This is a genomic window from Wolbachia endosymbiont (group B) of Philonthus cognatus, assembly GCF_947179345.1.
Lineage (GTDB): Bacteria > Pseudomonadota > Alphaproteobacteria > Rickettsiales > Anaplasmataceae > Wolbachia.
In genome coordinates this window covers 923,247-939,526 of the sequence record NZ_CAMXBG010000002.1, presented here as the reverse complement: position 1 = coordinate 939,526, position 16,280 = coordinate 923,247, and the positions used below count along the sequence as shown (strand labels likewise).

Annotated in this window: 17 protein-coding genes and 1 tRNA gene; 6 read left to right on the top strand and 12 right to left on the bottom strand. The window is 35.7% G+C overall.

The genetic code is table 11. The features are described from left to right. The first annotated feature begins 409 nt into the window (after nt 1–409). From ONG78_RS06325 to ONG78_RS06315, 3 genes are all read left to right on the top strand, one after another. On the top strand, nt 410–2,770 hold the full coding sequence (locus ONG78_RS06325; protein ID WP_264377953.1) for a baseplate megatron protein TIM-barrel domain-containing protein: 2,361 nt from the start codon (nt 410–412) through the stop codon (nt 2,768–2,770). Between the two features lie 14 nt (nt 2,771–2,784). Continuing rightward, nucleotides 2,785–3,132 carry a hypothetical protein gene (locus tag ONG78_RS06320; protein ID WP_264377952.1) on the top strand — a complete coding sequence of 116 codons (348 nt, stop codon included), beginning with the start codon at nt 2,785–2,787 and terminating at the stop codon, nt 3,130–3,132. Between the two features lie 144 nt (nt 3,133–3,276). After that, nucleotides 3,277–4,515 carry an IS256 family transposase gene (locus ONG78_RS06315; protein ID WP_019078875.1) on the top strand — a complete coding sequence of 413 codons (1,239 nt, stop codon included), beginning with the start codon at nt 3,277–3,279 and terminating at the stop codon, nt 4,513–4,515. A 49-nt stretch (nt 4,516–4,564) separates the two neighbouring features. Here ONG78_RS06315 and dnaQ read toward each other — a convergent pair whose 3' ends face one another. From dnaQ to rpsD, 10 genes are all read right to left on the bottom strand, one after another. Next, complete coding sequence (dnaQ, locus tag ONG78_RS06310) at nt 4,565–5,224, bottom strand: DNA polymerase III subunit epsilon (protein WP_264377951.1); 660 nt, start codon at nt 5,222–5,224, stop codon at nt 4,565–4,567. Nucleotides 5,225–5,382: 158 nt separating this feature from the next. After that, a complete protein-coding gene (locus tag ONG78_RS06305) occupies nt 5,383–5,841 on the bottom strand; it encodes a leucine-rich repeat domain-containing protein (RefSeq protein WP_264377950.1) in 459 nt (152 codons plus the stop codon). Nucleotides 5,842–6,009: 168 nt separating this feature from the next. Beyond that, on the bottom strand, nt 6,010–6,408 hold the full coding sequence (locus ONG78_RS06300) for a hypothetical protein (protein WP_264377949.1): 399 nt from the start codon (nt 6,406–6,408) through the stop codon (nt 6,010–6,012). Further along, nucleotides 6,383–6,529, bottom strand: coding sequence for a hypothetical protein (locus ONG78_RS06295; protein ID WP_264377948.1), 147 nt, complete (start codon nt 6,527–6,529; stop codon nt 6,383–6,385). Before ONG78_RS06295 ends, ONG78_RS06300 begins: the two co-directional genes overlap by 26 nt. Nucleotides 6,530–6,627: 98 nt before the next feature. Further along, on the bottom strand, nt 6,628–7,491 hold the full coding sequence (gene lipA, locus ONG78_RS06290) for a lipoyl synthase (RefSeq protein ID WP_264375331.1): 864 nt from the start codon (nt 7,489–7,491) through the stop codon (nt 6,628–6,630). Then, nucleotides 7,484–7,798 (bottom strand): 50S ribosomal protein L28, encoded by a 315-nt coding sequence (rpmB, locus tag ONG78_RS06285; RefSeq protein WP_006012685.1) that lies wholly within the window; start codon nt 7,796–7,798, stop codon nt 7,484–7,486. The genes lipA and rpmB overlap by 8 nt, the downstream gene beginning before the upstream one ends. Nucleotides 7,799–7,852: 54 nt before the next feature. Then, nucleotides 7,853–8,176 carry a DUF721 domain-containing protein gene (locus ONG78_RS06280; protein WP_006012687.1) on the bottom strand — a complete coding sequence of 108 codons (324 nt, stop codon included), beginning with the start codon at nt 8,174–8,176 and terminating at the stop codon, nt 7,853–7,855. Between the two features lie 267 nt (nt 8,177–8,443). Beyond that, nucleotides 8,444–8,638, bottom strand: a complete 195-nt coding sequence (gene iscX / locus ONG78_RS06275; RefSeq protein ID WP_007302643.1) for a Fe-S cluster assembly protein IscX — start codon at nt 8,636–8,638, stop codon at nt 8,444–8,446. Nucleotides 8,639–8,658: 20 nt separating this feature from the next. After that, nucleotides 8,659–8,745: transfer RNA gene (locus tag ONG78_RS06270), tRNA-Leu, on the bottom strand. A gap of 10 nt (nt 8,746–8,755) precedes the next feature. After that, complete coding sequence (gene rpsD, locus ONG78_RS06265) at nt 8,756–9,370, bottom strand: 30S ribosomal protein S4 (protein ID WP_264377947.1); 615 nt, start codon at nt 9,368–9,370, stop codon at nt 8,756–8,758. A 113-nt stretch (nt 9,371–9,483) separates the two neighbouring features. On the opposite strand from rpsD, the gene tkt reads away from it, so the two are divergent. From tkt to gatC, 3 genes are all read left to right on the top strand, one after another. Next, nucleotides 9,484–11,412: a transketolase gene (gene tkt / locus ONG78_RS06260; protein ID WP_264377946.1), complete on the top strand. Its 1,929-nt coding sequence runs from the start codon at nt 9,484–9,486 to the stop codon at nt 11,410–11,412. A gap of 184 nt (nt 11,413–11,596) precedes the next feature. Beyond that, nucleotides 11,597–12,517 carry a ribose-phosphate diphosphokinase gene (locus ONG78_RS06255; protein ID WP_149168843.1) on the top strand — a complete coding sequence of 307 codons (921 nt, stop codon included), beginning with the start codon at nt 11,597–11,599 and terminating at the stop codon, nt 12,515–12,517. Further along, complete coding sequence (gene gatC, locus ONG78_RS06250) at nt 12,507–12,860, top strand: Asp-tRNA(Asn)/Glu-tRNA(Gln) amidotransferase subunit GatC (protein WP_010401704.1); 354 nt, start codon at nt 12,507–12,509, stop codon at nt 12,858–12,860. Before ONG78_RS06255 ends, gatC begins: the two co-directional genes overlap by 11 nt. 38 nt (nt 12,861–12,898) lie before the next feature. On the opposite strand, the gene ONG78_RS06245 is transcribed toward gatC, so the two are convergent. Together ONG78_RS06245 and ONG78_RS06240 are read right to left on the bottom strand one after the other, a co-directional pair. Continuing rightward, nucleotides 12,899–14,155: a Tol-Pal system protein TolB gene (locus ONG78_RS06245; protein WP_064085826.1), complete on the bottom strand. Its 1,257-nt coding sequence runs from the start codon at nt 14,153–14,155 to the stop codon at nt 12,899–12,901. 446 nt (nt 14,156–14,601) lie between these two features. Beyond that, nucleotides 14,602–16,236: a ribonuclease J gene (locus ONG78_RS06240; protein WP_264377945.1), complete on the bottom strand. Its 1,635-nt coding sequence runs from the start codon at nt 16,234–16,236 to the stop codon at nt 14,602–14,604. Nucleotides 16,237–16,280: the final 44 nt, after the last annotated feature.

The window sequence follows — 16,280 nt, the reverse complement described above, 5'->3', positions numbered from 1 at the left end:
CAGAAGGGTCATTGAACTTCTAAAAGGGTGTCATTCCAGTACTGGAATCCAGGAATTTTTTGAGCACGCAAGTTATGCCAAGTTTTTTATTGGTAAGAAAGGTTGGATCCCAGTACTGGGATGACAGGAAGAGGGCTACTCGGGTGACATCGAAGGGGCTACTTGCATAACTCAAATTCAAAGAAAAATCATTTAATGTCATTCCAGTGCGTGACGCTGGAATCCAGAAATAAAGAACAATGGATCCCAGTATCAAGCACTGGGATGACAGGAAAAGGGCTACTCGGATGATATCCTTTTTTTCCTGGATACCAGTCGCATGACACTACTATATAGTAGGTCCCAATTTTATCCCAGTCTGGGATCTTCTTTCAAAAATTCAAAACAATCTATTAAAAAGGAGAATATTATGTCTACAATAATTTTATCATCAATTTTAAGTAAAGCGGGCAGTATTTTTGGGCCAATTGGCCAGATTGTTGGCTCAGAACTCGGTGCTCTGCTTGGTGCACAGCTTGATAATGCAATATTTGGTCTTGATGCCGAGCAAAAGATAACGCATGGGGCGAGGCTGAAAAATCTGCAAGTTCAAACCTCAACTTATGGCAAAACAATTCCAATTATCTATGGCACTGCTCGCATTGCTGGAAACATTATTTGGTCACAGCCAATAAAAGAGGAGGCGATAACCACTCAAAATAAAACAGGAAGAGGTATAAATATTACATATAACTACTATGCAACACTCGCAATTGCAATTTGCAAGGGGAAAGTAGAAAAATTAAATCGAATCTGGGCGGATATAAAATCGCTTAGCTTTGACCAAATAGATTATACTTTTTACCACGGCAGAGAAGACCAAAACCCTGATCCGTTTATGTTATCAATAGAAGGTGAGAAGAATGTACCAGCTTATAGAGGAATATCTTACATAGTCATCAAAAATTTCCCTTTGGCAGACTATAGTAATCGTGTTCCGGTGTTTACATTTGAAGTGCAAACTGCACTGAAGCTCAGTGGATTCTCAGTAGCAGAAAACATTAAAAATATCAATATCATACCAGGTTCAGGGGAGTTTGTGTATGATACGAAAATACAGAAGAAAATTGCACGAGAAAAAATAAGCAGTAGTCAATATATTCCCTATGGACCGGTACAAAGAGTAAATCACAATAATCACACAAAAAAGAGCGATGCTATGCTTTCTTTGGACCAATTGAAGGAAAGTTTACCAAATGTTGAATGGGCATCGGTAGTGGTTAATTGGTTTGCAAGCAGTTTGAATATCAAAGATTGTAAAATATATCCTGCAGTTGAATTTCAAGACGATTCTGCTATAGTGCCTGATGATTGGCAAGTGGGAAATATAACCAGGGATAATGCCCAGCTCATTTCAAAAGATAATCATGGAAATCCAAGATATGGTGGTACAGTTAGCGATGCAGCACTAATAAGATATATAGAAGAGCTGCATAGCAGAGGTTATAAGGTGATGCTCTATCCAATGCTCTTGCTTGACACAAAAAACAAAGAGTGGCGAGGAAAATTGAGCGGTACTCCTCAGGATATAAGTGATTTTTTTGAGAATCAGTATAGCAAATTCATAGAGCATTACACGAGCATTGCCAAACAAACTAAAGTGGAAGGGTTTATAATCGGGTCTGAATTTGCGCAGCTCACCAGAGTGAAAGATGTAGAGGGTCACTATCCTGCAGTAGCAGAGCTAGTTAAAGTTGCAAAGCAAGTAAAATTTCAGCTTGGAAAAGAAGTAAACGTAACTTACGCTGCCGATTGGAGTGAGTATCATTCATATGATGGTTGGTATAATATGGATGAACTATGGTCTTCACAGTTCATCGATGTTATTGGCATAGATGCTTACTTTCCACTCACCGATGGCCCAGAACCTCCTTTTGGCTATTCCGCGAAAGATGTAACGGGTGGTTGGAGCAGTGGGGTAGGGTATGATTATTTTTACGATTACTCAAAAAGTGATCCTGAGAAAATAAAGTATAATGACAGCGAATATGCGTGGAAAAATATCGAGAAATGGTGGAGTGAAGTTCATGTAAATCCAGGTGGTAGTAAAACAAAATGGCAACCAAAAATGAAGAAAATATGGTTTACCGAATATGGATTTCCCAGTATGAACGGCTGCACTAATGAGCCCAATGTGTTTGTTGATAAAGGTAGTATAGAGAGTAAATATCCACGATACTCAAACGGAGAGGTGAGCTTTCTTTCGCAGAAAACTGCAATCGAAGGAACATTAAAAAAGTGGCAAAGCTCAGAAATGGTGGAGAAAATGTTTCTCTGGGCGTGGGATGCAAGGCCATTTCCTTATTTTCCCAACTTGTGTGATATGTGGACTGACTGCCATAATTGGCAAACAGGGCACTGGATTCAGGGAAAAATTTCACAACTTAATGTTTCCGATGTTTTGTCTGATCTGTTGCAAAAGGTAGGTCTCAAAGGCGATCAGTTTGATACAAGTGATGTTAAAGGATTACTATCTGGGTATGTAATAAATGATCAGCAACCCGTACGCTCAATTATTAAAATGCTGCGAAGGTGCTATTTTTTTGATGTGGTTGAACAGAACTCAAAACTGAAATTTATTCAAAAGGGCAGGGGAGTGAAAACTGAAATACCAATTGGCGAGATGGTTACCAATAACGTTGCAAAACTTGTTAATATTAGTCAGCTAGATTTAAATAGTAAAGTCAATGTTGTCTATTTTAACCGCAATTTTGGCTATCCAATTGTCTAAAACTCAATTTTAGCATGGATTGTATAAAGGTACGCAGCAGTGATCTTGTTAATGATATTAAAACACCAAATTTTCACAGTTCAATAAAATTTAAGTTAAAATCTAAGGGTAGAAGTATAACATATGAGGATGGTAAAGTGCTTATTAATATTCCGAAAGAGCTGAAAAATTATAAAGCAAGTGGTAGAAGTTTGTGTGACATTACTATTGAGTATTTTCAAGAATTTTTTGGAAATTTGGGATTTAAATTTGAGACAAAAGTGGAACATAGTCTAGGTGAACCACTTAAAGTGTTAAAAGATGTAAATACATACCATGATAAGAACTTAAACTTGAACCAACAGTTAAGTAATTCAAGATAAGATATTGAGATTCGCATTTTTAAAGCTAGAAAACACATTCATTGAGAGAATAATTTCGCTACTGAAAGCAAAAGGGAGTGTTAAATAAACTGTGTCAAACCGAGAAGTAAAGTAATAAATTGATATAAAAAATGGAGGTTTGACATGAGTCAAAAAATAGCAAATAGAACTACCGGTTTGGTAGACTATAAAGAATTAGAAACAAATATCTTATCATCTATACGAGAAGGAAGACCATTGACAGGAAGAGATGGTGCATTAACACCATTTATAAAAAAACTGCTAGAGGTGAGCCTGGAAGGTGAGATAGAAAACCATTTGTCAACTGAAAGCGAAGAAAACAACCGAAGAAATGGTAGAAATTCAAAGACTTTGAATACAAGTTCAGGATCATTTGAACTCTTCACGCCAAGAGATAGAAATGGGAGTTTTGAACCTCAGGCGGTTAAGAAAAGGCAAACTAATCTACATCCTGAGCTTGAAAAAAAGATCCTGAGTATGTTTGCAAGTGGCATGGGCTACAAAGATATAGCATCGCATGTTGAAGAAATTTATGACCACAAAATATCAGCGGCAGAGATATCAAGCATTACCGACAAATTACTGCCAGTGATAAATGAATGGCGCAGTCGACCGCTGCAGTCTGTATATCCGATAGTTTTCATGGACGGCATGTTCTTCAAAGTCAAAGAAGACGGACGGTGTGTAAGCAAATGCATGTATAACATATTAGGTGTAGATCAAGAAGGCAAAAAGGAGGTTTTGGGCTTCTATTTGGCTGAAAGTGAGGGAGCTAACTTTTGGCTCGGTGTGTTAAATGACCTCAAAGAAAGGGGTGTAGAGGATATTCTAATTGCTTGTGTAGATGGGCTGAAAAGCTTTCCTACGGCTATAAATAGCGTGTTCCCTAATGCAGAGGTGCAGCTATGTATAGTGCATCAGATAAGGAACTCGCTGAAATATGTGTCTAGCAAAGATGTGAAAAGTTTTATGAGCGATTTGAAGAAAATATATCAGGCTTCAAACAAGGAAATTGCTGAAAATTATTTGCTGGAGCTGGATGAAAAATGGGGCACGAAATATCCAATGGTTATAAAGTCTTGGCAGAATAATTGGGAAAATTTGTCTGGCTATTTTAAGTATTCTGACCCAGTGAAAAGGCTGGTTTACACTACAAATCCAATTGAGGGCCTGCATAGACAAATCAGAAAATTTACCAAAACCAAGGGCTCATTTACCAGCATAAGTGCCTTGTACAAACAGGTATATTGTGCTATAAAAAAGGTGGAAGAGAAATGGACAATGTCTGTACAAAATTGGGCATTAACCGTGTCTCAACTTGATATTTTCTTTCCGAACAGATTGAAAATTGAGTTGAATTAAAAATGCGGTTTGACACAGTTTATTTAACACTCCCAAGCAAAAGGCGTTTTTACAATCTTCTATCTACTACTCCCTCATGAACAGATACGTTAATCTCATCTAACTGCTCACTAACTTCTTCATTACTTGGCAAGTGTCCTCTAAGAGATAAGTTACGTACTGCATGCTGACATCGATCCAAAGGAGTTTGTAATCGCTCAACATATACTTTTGCTAGCAACTCAGCGTCAATTAGCGCTCCATGCAGCTCCCTACTCTCTAGTGATATACCAAAACGCTCACACAATGCACTTAAAGAAGCCGGTGGTCCAAATTTCTTTCTTGCAAGCGGTAATGTATCTAACACTCTGTCTGAAGAGATTAATTTGGCATTCAGTTTACCAAGTTCCATGTTCAAAAATTTAATGTCAAATCCAGCATTGTGAATTACCAAAGTATCGCTAGATATAAAATTAAGAAATTCAGATGCAATCTCTGAAAATAATGGCTTATCCTTTAGAAATTCTTCGCTGATACCGTGAACTTTAAATGCACCTTTGTCTATGCTCCTTTCTGGGTTGATGTATCGATGGAATACTTTGCCTGTTGGAATATGATTAATTAGTTCTACACACCCTATTTCGATAATTCGATGGCTATTGACATCAAGACCTGTAGTTTCAGTGTCAAGTACTATTTCACGCAGCCCATCTTGTTTGACGCTTAACATACTACTAGGATCTGACTGACTATTGGTAGCTTGTATCGTTTTTTTTCTTTTAGCTACTAATTTTTTTGTAGCACCTTCACCATCTTTTACTCTAGAGTGTCCAGGCGCTTCGGTTATTGAGCTTTTTTTTATACTATCAAGGATAACTTCTTTATCATTTAAGAATTTTTACCGTTACCTTCTACATAAAGTGAGGTGAGATTTTTGAGTGCTATATCTCCTCCATAGTGGTGGCGCCACACTCCAACAATGTTGTTGTTTTCTACATTTAATAAAGTAAGATTTGGGAGACGTTTGCTGCCAATCAAAAATGCAAAACCTCTGTCTCCAATATTGTTATTACTTATTTCAAGTAAAGTAAGGTTTTTTAGATTGCCTTGACCTATATATCCTGCACCTTCAAAACCGAGTTTATTGTTCCTTAGAGTGAGCGAAGTAAGATGTGTAAGTTTACTTAACTCTTTTACATCTTTACTATCAATCTCTACATTTATTAAATTAAGCTCGTTAATGCCTTTTTTACTCTGTAGAAAGTTTGCTAGCTCTCTTATATCAATTTTAGCACTTACATCTGATATTGTTAAAGCTTTATCATGTACATATCCACTAAAACCCACCTTACCCTCTGTTAATATACTATGTAAATATTTTAACTGGCATCTCAGTAGCTGTCAATTGCTTATATAAGATCTTAAACAGCTGGTTTAGGTGCTGTAAAATTCATACTTTTTGTGATCAGCTAAGTAAAAAGTCAAGCCTAGGGCAACTCACTAAGCTTTTCTGATTTATTGTGATACAGTTCTTGAGTTTTTTTCTTCCTTTACAAAAGAATCTGTTACTAAATCCTTTAAAGTTTTACCAGGCTTTTCTAGCAATTCAGGTTTAAGTAAATACTCAAGTTCATATATTGCTGCTGTAATTGCTATAGCAGCTAAAGCTGCAATTAAAAATGGTGAACTTATTTCTTCTGTTATGAGTGTTAAAGTTATTAAACCTCCTAGAAGCCCAATTACTGGTGGAACAATAATTGCTGCACCTCTTTCCCATAATTGTGTTTTCTGTACTCGCCCCCGTATTAACAGAAAATATGGTGAAGGCGCCGGGTACTGCCCTCGGGTCCAATTCTTTTTTTTGCTCTGTTTCTTTTTCTTGCGTCGTTTACACTCTCCTTTTTTTTCCTTCAAGTGGAATTTCTTTAACTTGGACTTGCTGAAAAAATGTTACCTTTCTTTTTGGCTTTATTTTGTCAGAAAAAGAACATTTTGATAACTCAGTGTAGTCAACTTTTTCGTTAGAATCGCCCATAACTTTTTCGCTTCATCAATACCTATATTAAATTATACTCTAAATAAGGTCGAAATATTAATTACTATATTAAACTGTACTTTGAAAAAATTAAGATATTAACTACAAGCCTTGAGCCTGTTAAAATCTTCTTCAGCGTGGTACGATGACCGAGTCAATGGGCTTGATGCAACTACCAAAAAGCCTTTGGAATAAGCAATATATTTATAATGCTCAAACTCTTCTGGGGTAACATATCTATCAACCTTTACATGCTTTGGAGTTGGTTGCAAATATTGACCAATTGTAATGAAGTCAACTTCGGCGCTACGTAAATCATCCATAACCTGAAAGATTTCTTCTTTTGTTTCTCCAAGACCAACCATAAGCCCTGACTTCGTGAAAAGTTTAGGATTAATCTGTTTCACCATCTTTAGCAAATATAGTGAATGAAAATAACGAGCTCTTGGTCTTATTTTTGCATACAGCCTTGGTACTGTTTCGATGTTGTGGTTATAAACATCAGGTGATGCAATAGCTATTGCTTCAAACGCTCCTTTCTTATTTAAAAAATCAGGAGTGAGGATCTCTATTGTTGTTTCCGAAGTTATCTTTCTAATTTCTTCTATACACCTTATAAACTGATTTGCACCACCATCTGGTAAATCGTCACGGTCAACAGAGGTAATGACAACGTGCTTTAAATTTAACTTTTTTATTGCTTTTGCTAAATTTTCTGGTTCATGAGGATCGAGCTTATCAGGAATGCCAGTTGCAACGTTGCAAAACGCACAAGCACGAGTACAAACAGAACCGAGAATCATCACAGTAGCATGACGTTTATTCCAACATTCACCAATATTTGGACACGCAGCTTCTTCGCATACTGTATGTAAGTTATGTAGCTTAACAGTATTTAAGGTTTCATTGAATACTTTACCAGCTGGAGCTTTTGCTCTGAGCCATGTAGGCTTACTATGCATTTGAAACAGCTAGCTCTACCTCTTGTTTTGCTAAAACTTTCTTTAATCTTCTTTTTATCTTTTGCGCTTCTTTACTTAGTTTAATTGTTTTTGTATTGAGCAAGAAAGCATCAAGATCACCTTTATAATCTATAGTTCTTAAAGTTCTTGTTGCTATACGAAAGCTAAACTTTTTGTCTAATATATTACTCGTTAATGTAACCTTATGTAAATTTAAGAGAAAGGTACGCTTTGTTTTACGATTTGAGTGCGATACCTTATTACCAAAAGACTTTTTTCTATTTGTTAATTCACAAATTCTACTCACTTCAATATACCAATTTATCCTATGTAACTAGGTTAACCTGATATAGTTAAATAGTCAACTCCCTTGCTTGATTTTTATACCGTATACTGCTTTATAGCCAAAAAACACTGTAATTTTTTCTATTACAAGAGAAACCATATGCTGCATTTCTAATGCTTTACTGCCATTTGTTACTAACAGATGCAGAACACCAGAATTTACGTTTTGTGCGTATGAGATCTTTTGTGGTTTTGTACATTCTGCTAATTCCTCTCCAACTATACTTTTCCAGTTTAAAATAAGACGTATTTCATTTTTGCTGATCTTATTTTTCATGCATTTTAATGCATAGTTTTCTATTATAGATTTTAATTTCTTTGGCCCGCTATATTTAAACATCTTTCCAGTGCTTAAAATTAAATTATATTACAACTTTCTTATACAAAAAACTAACTTATTGTTTTCATGATCCTCGGCCTCACACATAAAAAGCAGTATTTGTATATCTAGCATTTGCCAGAATTTTGTGTTTCCTACCTTGTAATCATTTTTAATTTTAATTTGTTAAATTATTATGAAGCTAATTAAAATTCGGGTAAAGTATAGTATTTCCAAGAAAATTATCTTTTTACTGTATGCAGTAATTTTCTTATAGCTATCTGTTTTTTAAGATCTTTCTGCAATCCAAGCTGCTTGAATGGCCTCTAATATTTTTTCATTACAATACTTTTCATCATCATCAAACTCTTCTAAATCCAAGACTTTTCTTTTAAGTTCAGTGAATCTAATACTAATTATATCTTCATTTGGAAATTTCTCTTCTAGAGCTTCTGCAATATCTTCTATATCAAGCCATTTCATACTTTTTTAATAAATTAAACTGGTGCCCATGGGGAGACTTGAACTCCCAAGGTCGCAAAACCCACGGATTTTAAGTCCGCTGCGTCTACCGATTCCGCCACACGGGCCTTATGTTGTTTATCTAGAGTAAAATTCTACTACTAAATTGACTTCCATGTCTGCTGAATAGGGGACTTCGGAATATTGAGGCGCTCTCAAATACTTCACTGAAAGTGCTTTGCTATCTGCCCCTAAATAATCTGGAGCCTTACGTTCTTGTTTTTGTTCAGCCTCTATTAATATAGGAATTTTTGCTGCTCTTTCCCTTATTTTTACTATATCACCAGGCTTCACTCTATAACTTGATATGTTAACCACCTTATCATTAACTGTAACATGTTTATGAGATATAAGCTGTTTTGCCGAGTAAATTGTTGGCACAAAACCAGAGTGATATAAAACAGAACTTAACCTTGATTCCAAGGCACCAATAAAATTATCAGCCGTATAACCTTTTCTTTTGTAAGCATCTAAAAATGTACGTCTAAGCTGCTTACTTGAAATTGCATAGTAGAACTTAAATTTCTTATGTGCAGCAAACTGCTTACCAAAATCAGATAACTTCTTAAATCCAAGAATACCATGCTGACCTGGAGGGTATTTTCTTTTATTGACTGAATCTTTTGCTCTACCCCATAAGTTTACACCAAGCCTGCGACTGATTCTATACTTTCTATTGATAACAGTTGTCATACAAAAATTCTCACAATCTAACTATAAATTATTAATGATTTTAACATTAAGTGTCAACTTGTTTTTACCACTATGATATAGTATACTTCACTTTTAAGTTTTCCTATTAATACATGAATCATCTACTACTAAAATCCATGGCAAATGCTGTCCGCTTTTTATCAATTGATGCAGTACAAAAAGCAAATTCTGGACATCCAGGTATGCCACTTGGCATGGCAGATGTTGCCACTGTATTATTTGCTAAATATCTAAACCATAACCCTGATGATTCTCAATGGATCAGTAGAGATCGTTTCGTCCTATCAAATGGTCACGGTTCAATGTTGCAATACTCTATATTATATCTGACAGGCTACATTAGTATAGATGAACTAAAAAACTTCAGGCAACTTACATCAAAAACTCCAGGTCACCCAGAATTTGGCTTAACTTCTGGTATAGAAGCAACAACAGGCCCGCTTGGTCAGGGATTTGCCACTGCTGTTGGCATGGCACTTGCTGAATCGATTCTTGAAAAGCAGTTTGAAATCAGTCACTACACTTATGTAATGCTAGGAGATGGTTGTCTTATGGAAGGTATAAGCCATGAAGCAGCGTCCCTTGCTGGGCATCTTAAATTAAATAAGCTGATAGCACTTTTTGACGACAATGACATCTCTATAGACGGCTCTACTAGCCTCTCTTGCTCTGATGATGTAGAAAAGCGTTTTTCAGCGTATGGATGGAATGTTGACAAAATCGATGGGCATGACTTTGATGCTATATCCCTTGCAATAGAGCAGGCGCAAAAGTCTGATAAACCTACACTAATCTGTTGCAAAACTATTATCGGAAAATTTTCAAGCCGTGCTGGCACATCTTCTGCTCATAGTGGTGCCTTTACAGAGGAAGATGTAAAACAGATGAGAGAAAAATTAAATTGGGACTATGAACCATTTCATGTACCAGAAGATGTGAGAAACGCTTGGATAGAAACAGTTAAGAGGGCAAAGCAAAACTATACATCCTTGATCAATAAAGAACTACAAAGAAGACTTGAGAAACGTTTGCCGAATAATATCGAGAGTGATTTGGCTGATCTGAAGAAACAAATATGTAAGCTAATGCCAAACGAAGCTACTCGATCTTCTTTCGGCAGAGTAATGGAACTATTAACTAAGTCTATGCCAGAACTAATTGGTGGCTCTGCTGATCTTACCGGTTCAAATTGTACTAAATATAAGCATATGCAGACAATAGATAGTAATAATTATAGTAGCTCTTATGTCCACTATGGAGTGAGAGAGCACGCTATGGCAGCTTGTATGAATGGTATGGCTCTTCATGGTGGAATTATTCCTTATGGTGGAACTTTTTTAGTATTTTCCGATTACTGCCGCCCTGCTATACGTCTTTCAGCTTTGATGAAACAGCAGGTTATATATGTAATGACTCATGACTCAATTGGAGTAGGAGAAGATGGTCCAACTCATCAGCCAATAGAGCATTTAGCCTCTTTGCGAGTTATACCAAATCTATATGTTTTTAGGCCAGCTGATGCAATTGAAACTTTAGAGTGCATTAGCATTGCACTTGAAAAAAAAGAGTCACCTGCACTATTTGCGCTTTCAAGGCAGAATATTAATTACATGCACTCTTATACTGACCAATTGGCCAACCTATCAAAATTTGGTGCATATATACTATGCGAATATTCAGGGAAGCTAGAAGTGACGATATTTGCTACCGGATCTGAAGTTGAAATTGCAGTTGAGGCAAGAGAAAAATTACAGGAAAAAGGTGTAGGTACAAGGGTCATTTCTATGCCGTGTTGGAGGCTTTTTGACGAGCAAAGTGATGAATATAAAGGGGCAATATTAAATAATGACAGCATTAAAGTTGCAATTGAGGCTGGAAGTGAAATGGGTTGGCATAAATATGTAGGCTCAAACGGTATATTTATTGGCATGAAAAATTTTGGAGAATCAGCACCTTATGAAGCTCTTTATAAGCATTTTAATATTAGCGCTGATTATGTAGTAAAATGTGTTTGTGAATAACACTTTTTGTCATTACGCTGCGCATAAAATTACTTAATGAACTCAGCCAGTACCGTTATTATGATAAGAAAGCTAGTGAAATGTTTCGAGTAACTTTTTCTTTTCTATGAGCTACTTGACGGCAAGAATAAAGTTTTAATCATTCCATGGTTTCTGTATAATTTTCAAAACTTAATTGGTATATATGAAGGTAATAATAGGTAGCGCTAGTAAACGATTAGGAGATTCAATAGCAAGTGGGCTAAATGCTCAGCTATTCCCCAATCAGGTGTCAAGATTTGCCGATGGTGAGGTAAATGTAGAAGTAGCAAATGATCTACGTAATCAAGAAGTATATATAGTACAATCTCTTTCTTCCCCTGTAAATGATAACCTTATGGAGCTTCTGCTTACAATTGATGCAGCAAAGAGATCTGGAGCCAAGAGAATAACAGCTATTATTCCTTATTACGGATACAGTAGGCAGGATAGGGTTATTAAAAACAATAATATGCAATCTGCTTTAAGTGCTAAATTAACTGCAAATCTTATTCAAACAGCTGGTGCAAACAGTGTTGCTGCTATTGATTTGCATTCAAGTCAAATTGAAGGTTTTTTTGATATACCAGTTACTAATCTAAGCTGTTTTGAAGTATTTGTTAACTCTATATACAAGGAAAACTTGGCAATAGTTGCGCCTGATGTTGGAGCAATTGGCAGAGCTCGTGCTTTTGCAAAGATTTTAGAGGAAAAACACAAGTTGGATAATGATATTGTTGTAGTAGATAAATATAGAGAAAAAGCAGGTACATCTGAGGTAATGAATGTAATCGGAGAAGTTGCAAACAAAAATTGCGTCATTGTTGATGATATAGTTGACTCTGGCGGAACATTATGTAATGCAGCTCTTGCTTTAAAAAACCGAGGAGCAAAGTCTGTAGTTTCGTGCATTACACATGGAATACTTTCAGGAAATGCAGTTGAGAAAATCTCTTCCTCTTCTTTGGATAAATTAGTAATTACGGACACCGTATTTCACAAATTTGAAAAAAATGATAAGATAGAGGTTGTTTCAATTGCAAATATTTTAATTTGCTTTATGCAAGGAGGTAAAAGTGCCAGCTAGATCAACAGAAGATGTTATCACTTCGTTAATAGAATTTGCAAATAAGAGAAAAATAACAATTACTAAAGAAGAAATGCTTAAAACTGCACAGCTTGTGAGGATTAAGTTATCCGATGATGAGATTCAATACTACTCAAAAGAACTGACAATGCTGGATTGGATACATGATACTTTGTTGAAAGTTAATACTGAAGGTGTTTCTCCTATGCGTTATGGAACTATAGATAAGGATGTCCATGTACGCGATGATATTATAAATTCTCAAAACATTAAAGAAGAAATATTATCCAATACAAAATCGGAGCATGGGTATTTCGTAGTACCGAAGGTTATAAACGATTAAGATAAAGCAAGATTTATACCGATTTTATAGATCTACTTTCAAAAATAAGACCAATCTGGTAAAGAAGCATTCGTTGGAGTAAAAACCATTTTTTGATTTTTCTTTACTAAATCTACTAAATATAATTTAGAGTTGCTTGGTGATTCTGCGTTAGTAAAGATAATTTCTCTGCCATTTGGTAGCCATGCCGGAGATTCAATTTTATGTCCCTCTGAAAGCAAGCGCTCTTCTTTGCCATCTGGCTTCATAACTCCTATGTAAAATTTTCCTGACTGAATTTTTGTAAAAGCTATCAGATCTCCTTTTGGCGACCAAACAGGTGTAGCATATCTTCCATTTCCAAAACTAATTCTCTTGGGTTTTTTGCTTTTTTTAGTGAAATCTATGATATATAGTTGCTGACTTCCACTTATATCAGAACTAAAAACCATGTACTTTTGATCTGGAGACAAAGAGGGAGAAGTACTTATAGCTGAACCTTTAGTAATTTTTTTTGTTCGTTTACTGCTTAAGTCTAGAGATAATATATTTGTTTCACCACTCAATGAGTGGGAAATAAAAAGAGATTTACCATCAGGAGAAAATCTTGGTGCAGAAATAACTCCTTCAAATGCGCTGATTATTGATTCAGTGTTATCTTTTAAATTTTTTAATATTATATAACTTTTACCATTTGTGTATGAGATATAAACAATACCCTTTCCATTTGGTGAAAATCTTGGTGTTGACACAAATTTCTCACCATTTGTTAAGTACTTTATATTACTTCCATCTTGATTCATCACAGCAATTTTACGGACGGATTTGTAATTGCTATCTTTTTCTTCAGCGATATATGTAATTTTTGTATTGAAATGCCCTTTCTCACCAATCAATCTATCATGTATCACATCTGAAACAAGATGACTAATTTTCCTCCAGTCTTTTGCTAGAAAAACAACCGACTGAGTAAGTAATTCTCTGTTTGTAAAGCTGTCAGATAAACGAAAAGATAGCTCTAAATTTCTGTTTGATACTTCACTTAAACTTACTGTGACTACAGTATCGCTTTTCCAAGACTCAACTTTCGTGTTACGTTTCACATTAAATAAGCCACAATTAGATAGATTTGTTTCAATTACTTTTGTGATGCTTTCACTTAGCTCACTTTCCACTTCTGTCTTGCATGCACATTTAGATACAACAAGATCAATATTACCAATATTGCTTTTTTTTATATCAACATATAAAACAGCTTTTGTGGAATAAGGAATAAATAACGAAATAAATAACACCAGTTGAACGAATAGCTTCATTAGATTTCTTGCATTACCTCCTGTCATCTCAGCAAATAGCTTACTTTTGAAGTTAAACTGCATGACAGTAGAGTAAATCAATTTCTGCAGTACTTGACACTGGAATCCAGAAATTTGACTGCAAGTAAGTGCACTGAGGTGGCAAGCATAAAAGTAGCTGTTTTATTCTAAAATAAACGTCTTTGACAAGATTGCATGAAAAACTGGATTCCAGTGTCAGAGCACTGGGATGACACTCTACTGGTGGAGATTGCTCTAAAACTACAATGTTTGCCTGGGCGTTGAGATGGCACCCTTCTGGTAGATTCAAATCACAATGTTTGTATAGTTGTGTGATCTGACACTGATTTTTTTTTACGGATTCCAGTATTTCATGCTGAAATAACATCAAAGAATACATTGTTAACTTCTTACTCAAATAATGGTTAATAAAAAGAGGTATATTTCTATACCTGTTCTATTTGGACTTCAATTATAGGTCTTTTTAGTAAATATTCCTTTAAGATACTAAATATTGAACTTTCAATCTTATTTCTTATTTTTTTTATCGGTTGTGGACTAAATGCTGACTCAACCTTCTCTATGATCTTTTGCATAATGGCTGCATCTTCTTGCGCTTCGAAAACACCAGGTGCAAATACTTTTGGCTTAGCGAGCAATTTGTTTTTCTTATTCACAATTGCTGTTACTACAATAACCCCAGCATCTCTCATTCTCTCACGCATCTTTATAACGCTGCATTCTGGATGGCGTAGCAACGTACCATCAATACCAAAGTAGTCAACATCAATTGAACTAACTTTTTCTCCATTCTCCAAATTAACAATATCACCTGGTGCAATCATTATTGCTTTTTTCACACCGCACTCTTTAGCGAACTTTACATGTGCATCCGTATGAATATACTCACCATGAACTGGAATAGCTATCTTAGGTTTTATCAAAGAATACATTTCCCTTAGCTCTGCTTTTACTGGATGTCCGGAAGCATGAACATTCTCTGTTTTTTCAGTAATAACTTCCACTCCCATCTCAATAAAGGCATTGAGCATGTTATGTGCACGAGTTTCATTGCCAGGAATGATTTTTGATGAAAAGATCATGGTATCACCTTGCTGCATTTTAAATGCTTGATGACTCTTAGCGGCAAGTCTTGCGGTAGCTGCCAGTGGCTCACCTTGACAACCTGTGCAAAGTAGCACCAGCTTTTCCCTTGGAAAATTTACTGCCTCCTTTGCTTCTAGAAACTCAGGAGAATCAGTTAAATAACCACTATCCTGCGCAACTTTCACTATTCTCCATAAAGATCTGCCAAGTAAAACCACTTTTCTATTTAGTGCTTTTGCAGCTTGGCTTATTGTTTCAATTCGCGCCACATTCGAGGCAAATAGCGAGACAGCAACCAATTTTTTAGACCGCTTTATTATATTGTAAATATTATCATAAATTTCACTTTCTGACTCAGGGTGATGCTTGCTTAATATATTGGTTGAATCGCAAATTGCTGCAAGCAGATCACCTTTATCGCCAATTTCTTTTAGACGCTCCATATTAGAAGTTAATCCAACAACAGGTTTTGGATCAAATTTCCAGTCCCCAGTATGAAGTGCACTACCTGCTTCAGTGCTAATTAATATTGAATTTGCTTCAGGAATTGAATGAGTTACATTTATAAACTCAACGGTAAAAGGACCCAAATTTATGATGCCATTTATGTCCACCTCTTTCAAAGGCACTATACCTTCCAATCGAAATTCTTTCAATTTTTCTTTGAGAAAGTTAACCGTAAACTTTGTTGTATATATGGGACATTCTAACTCTTCCCACAGATGAGGCACTGCACCACAGTGATCCTCATGTGCATGTGTAATGATTATTCCAAGCAAATCTTTTTTTCTTTGAGCAATAAAATCTACATCAGCGATGAGCAGCTCAACACCTGGCATAGTTTCATCTGCAAAACCGATACCAAGGTCGATCATAATCCACTTGCCTTGATAATGATATAGGCTAACGTTCATCCCAATTCTTCCTACTCCTCCAAGAGGAAGAAATAAAAACTCATTTTTGTTTATGTTCATTAATTTTAAATTATTAAAATGCGAGGATAGCAAAACTTCGACCT

What these genes read in the sequence shown, in the direction of transcription:
- lipA (WP_264375331.1), bottom strand. Translation starts at nt 7,491, where the DNA reads ATGCATAGTAAGCCTACATGGCTCAGAGCAAAAGCTCCAGCTGGTAAA.
- rpsD (WP_264377947.1), bottom strand. Translation starts at nt 9,370, where the DNA reads ATGACAACTGTTATCAATAGAAAGTATAGAATCAGTCGCAGGCTTGGT.
- ONG78_RS06245 (WP_064085826.1), bottom strand. Translation starts at nt 14,155, where the DNA reads ATGAAGCTATTCGTTCAACTGGTGTTATTTATTTCGTTATTTATTCCT.
- ONG78_RS06280 (WP_006012687.1), bottom strand. Translation starts at nt 8,176, where the DNA reads ATGTTTAAATATAGCGGGCCAAAGAAATTAAAATCTATAATAGAAAAC.
- ONG78_RS06295 (WP_264377948.1), bottom strand. Translation starts at nt 6,529, where the DNA reads ATGGGCGATTCTAACGAAAAAGTTGACTACACTGAGTTATCAAAATGT.
- ONG78_RS06315 (WP_019078875.1), top strand. Translation starts at nt 3,277, where the DNA reads ATGAGTCAAAAAATAGCAAATAGAACTACCGGTTTGGTAGACTATAAA.
- tkt (WP_264377946.1), top strand. Translation starts at nt 9,484, where the DNA reads ATGAATCATCTACTACTAAAATCCATGGCAAATGCTGTCCGCTTTTTA.
- ONG78_RS06320 (WP_264377952.1), top strand. Translation starts at nt 2,785, where the DNA reads ATGGATTGTATAAAGGTACGCAGCAGTGATCTTGTTAATGATATTAAA.
- dnaQ (WP_264377951.1), bottom strand. Translation starts at nt 5,224, where the DNA reads ATGTTAAGCGTCAAACAAGATGGGCTGCGTGAAATAGTACTTGACACT.
- ONG78_RS06325 (WP_264377953.1), top strand. Translation starts at nt 410, where the DNA reads ATGTCTACAATAATTTTATCATCAATTTTAAGTAAAGCGGGCAGTATT.
- ONG78_RS06255 (WP_149168843.1), top strand. Translation starts at nt 11,597, where the DNA reads ATGAAGGTAATAATAGGTAGCGCTAGTAAACGATTAGGAGATTCAATA.
- iscX (WP_007302643.1), bottom strand. Translation starts at nt 8,638, where the DNA reads ATGAAATGGCTTGATATAGAAGATATTGCAGAAGCTCTAGAAGAGAAA.
- ONG78_RS06240 (WP_264377945.1), bottom strand. Translation starts at nt 16,236, where the DNA reads ATGAACATAAACAAAAATGAGTTTTTATTTCTTCCTCTTGGAGGAGTA.